The organism is Rhodobium gokarnense, from assembly GCF_025961475.1.
Classification (GTDB): domain Bacteria; phylum Pseudomonadota; class Alphaproteobacteria; order Rhizobiales; family Rhodobiaceae; genus Rhodobium; species Rhodobium gokarnense.
Genome location: NZ_JAOQNS010000025.1, coordinates 1 through 3,233, shown reverse-complemented (window position 1 = coordinate 3,233; position 3,233 = coordinate 1). Strand labels below are relative to the sequence as shown.

The 3,233-nt window shown below is 65.3% G+C and carries 1 protein-coding gene; it reads right to left on the bottom strand.

What is annotated here, in order from left to right:
- Nucleotides 1–368: 368 nt before the first annotated feature.
- Nucleotides 369–2,636, bottom strand: coding sequence for an efflux RND transporter permease subunit (locus tag M2319_RS23160; protein ID WP_264603845.1), 2,268 nt, complete (start codon nt 2,634–2,636; stop codon nt 369–371).
- Nucleotides 2,637–3,233 lie beyond the last annotated feature (597 nt).

Below are 3,233 nucleotides of genomic sequence, written 5' to 3'. Positions count from 1 at the left end.
CCCCCCAAAGGCCTTCGCCGATCAAAAGAAAACCGAAAACCCATCACCGAATTCGTGAACTTGCACAATTGCGAGCGCAGCGAAGCAATCCAGGGCAGCTCGCTCGGTGTGTACTATCGTGTGCTTGCCACTCCACCCTCTCCCGTCATCCCGGGCGGAGCGAAGCGCAGACCCGGGACCCATTGCCCACCTCGACAAAGTAGCCCGTCGCGATTCCTGACACAGCCGACACTCGCGCCAAGGTCCTGTTTAACCAACACCCGGCATACCGTGTGGATAAGGGCAATAGACCCCGGCTCGGGGGCCGGGGTGACGAAGGAGTGTTGGGCCAGCGCAAGCGACAAACGGCGAGCGCAGGAAGAAGGGAATCACCCCCCCTTCCTTGTCGTCAGCTTCAGGATCGCCGGCAGGAACAACAGGTTCGCGATCAGCGCCGTCGTCAGCACGATGACGGAGACCTCGCCGTAGAGCCGCACCGTCGGCATGACGCTGGTGACGGTGATGCCGAGGCCGACGACGAGGACGATGGTGGAGACCAGAAGCACCGGTCCGACGGCGACGACGGTGCGGTGCAGCGCCGCCGCCCCCTCGCCGCGCACCGCCGTTTCCAGACGGTAGCGGTTAAGCATATGGATGGTGCTGTCGACCGCCATGCCGAAGGAGATGGTGAAGGCGACGACGGACGTGAACTGCAGGCCGATGCCGGAGAGCCACAGGAACGTGCCGCCGACGGCGATCGGCATGACGTTCGGCAGGATGCTGACGAGCGAGGCGCGGGCCGAGCGCATCGACAGGCCGATGGCGAGGATGATGACGATGATCGCGGCCGCCAGGCTGCGGTTGAGCTGGCTGATCATCTCCGTGCTGGAGCGGGCGGCAACCGCATCGATGCCAGTGACGTCGATCGTCACCTCCGGATGCGCCGCGCGAAGGGAATCGAGCCGTGCCTCAAGCGCATCCAGCTTCGGCTTCAGCTTGGAAGCATCCACATTGACGAAATAGCCGGTGACGAGGGCCGAATGGTCGGCCGGCGAGATCACCCGGTTGGCGAACAGCTCCTGATATTGCTTCAGGAACGCGCCCAAGTCCTCGGCGGGGCGCGAACCGGCGGCGTACCAGTCGGCAATGCTCTTCAGCGACCAGACCGAGTCGACGCCGGGGGTCTCGGCGAGGAACTCGTGCGCATTGGCGATGACCGTGCGCGCCGCCTCCGATGTGAGGTCGACATCGTCCTTCCAGCGCAGGAACAGGTAGAGCGTGCCGCTGCCGGCGAGTTTGCTGTCGATCGCCTCGATCGCCCGGTAGGCGTCGTTGTTCTTCGGCAGGTTCTCCTTGTAGATGTGATGCGGCCCGTTCTGGGCGTAGGCAAGCCCGCAGACGACGGCAAGGACGACCGAGACGACGGCGATCAGCCCCGAGCGCCGGTCGACCAGCCGGGCCAAGCGCTCCGAGACCGCAACGCTTTCCCGCGCGAACCAGCTATCGACCGCCCGCGCGCCCTCGCCGATCGCCTCCCCCTTCAGGATGAACCAGGCGACGAACGGAAAGATGAAGATCGTGGCAAGGAACGCGATCACCGTGCCCATGGCCCCCGCCATGCCGAAGCCGGCGATGAACGGGTGCGGGACGAGCACCAGCGACAGGAGCGCGAGCGTCGTCGTCAGCGAGGTGAGGACGCAGGCCGGCCCGACATCGACGAGGGCCTTCTTGATCGCGGCCCGCGTCTCCTCGCCCGCCGCCATGTTGTGGCGCACGGCAAAGAGCAGGTGCAGCGCATCGGCGAAGGAGAGCACCATGACGAGCGTCGGCACCACGGCCGTCAGGACGTTGAGGCTGCCGGAGATCAGCGCCATCGCGCCGAGCTGCCAGACGATCGCGGCAATCACCGGCGCGCCGACGATGAGCACGTAGCGAAGGCGCCGGAAGAACATCCAGGTGAGCAGCGCTCCGAAGGCGAAGCCGGCGATCTTGAAGGTGAGCTGGTCGCGGCGCAGCGCGTCGATGATCTCGATCCGCATCACCGGCAGGCCGGTCAGCTCCATCCTGATGCCGGTGCCTCCGAGCACCTTGTCCCCCAGCGCATCGATGCGCCCGAACGCCTCCGACAGCGGCTTGATGTCGTTGAGCGAGGAATCGAGCGAGACGACGAGGAGGGCGAGGTCGCCGTCCTTGGAGAGGAGCTTTCCCTCCACCAGCGGATTGGCGAGGAGCCGCGCCTTCAGGTCGGCCATGTCGACGCCGGAAAGATCGGCCGGCACGGTCGGCGCCGGATCGCCTTCCGCCGCCGGCGGCTCGCGGGCGGAAAAGATCGACAGCACCTCCGTGACGCCGTCGACGAAGAGGAGTTCCAGATGCAGCGTGCGCAACTTTTCCAGGATGTCCGGCTGAAGGAGGTTCTGGCCGGAGAGCACGACGAGGACATCCTGCTCGCTCGCCGGATACTCGTCGGCGACGTCCTCCAGCACCGAATAGTCGCGCGCATCGGAGCGGAAGATCTCGCGGATGTCGCTCTCAAAGCCGAGATGCAGGGAGGCCACGAACAACCCGACGGTCAAAAGAAGGACACCAGCCGCGGCCAGTCCCTTGTGGGCGAGCGACCACAATCCCAGTCGTTCAAGGCCAAAGCCAGCCGTCATCGGCGCTCCCGCACCTTATCCCCTCGGCCGAGTCGCGATCGCGCCGGCTATCTTCTTTCGTCTAGCATCCGGACCGGGGCAAACGAAAGGCCGTGATCGCGAGGCCCATGGAATCGCGGGGGGAGATCGAGGTGATGTGATTGGGGGCGGGGCCGTCGCGCGCCGTCTCGGTCGGATGACCGTCGTCGCCGCATTCTCTGCCGTCATCCCGGGCGGAGCGAAGCGGAGACCCGGGGCCAATTGTCCCTATCGACGCAGTAGCCCGCCGAGAGTCCTGCCGCGGCCGGCATCAACGCGAAGGCCTCGTTCCGTCAACACCGGGCATCCCGTGTTGATGTGGGCATTAGGCCCCGGCTCGAGGGCCGGGGTGACGGCTGAGTTTGTGGCAAACGCAGCATGTTCGACAGCAAAGCGGGGCCTGCCGCTACCGCCCGCTGGATTGTCGCGTCGGCCTCCGGCCTCCTCGCAATGACGTTGAAATTCTTTAGGAATTAGCCACTCGACGTCATTGCTGTGCAAGTTCACGAATTCGGTGATGGGTTTTCGGTTTTCTTTTGATCGGCGAAGGCCTTTGGGGGGATGTTTCCGATCGCCTGG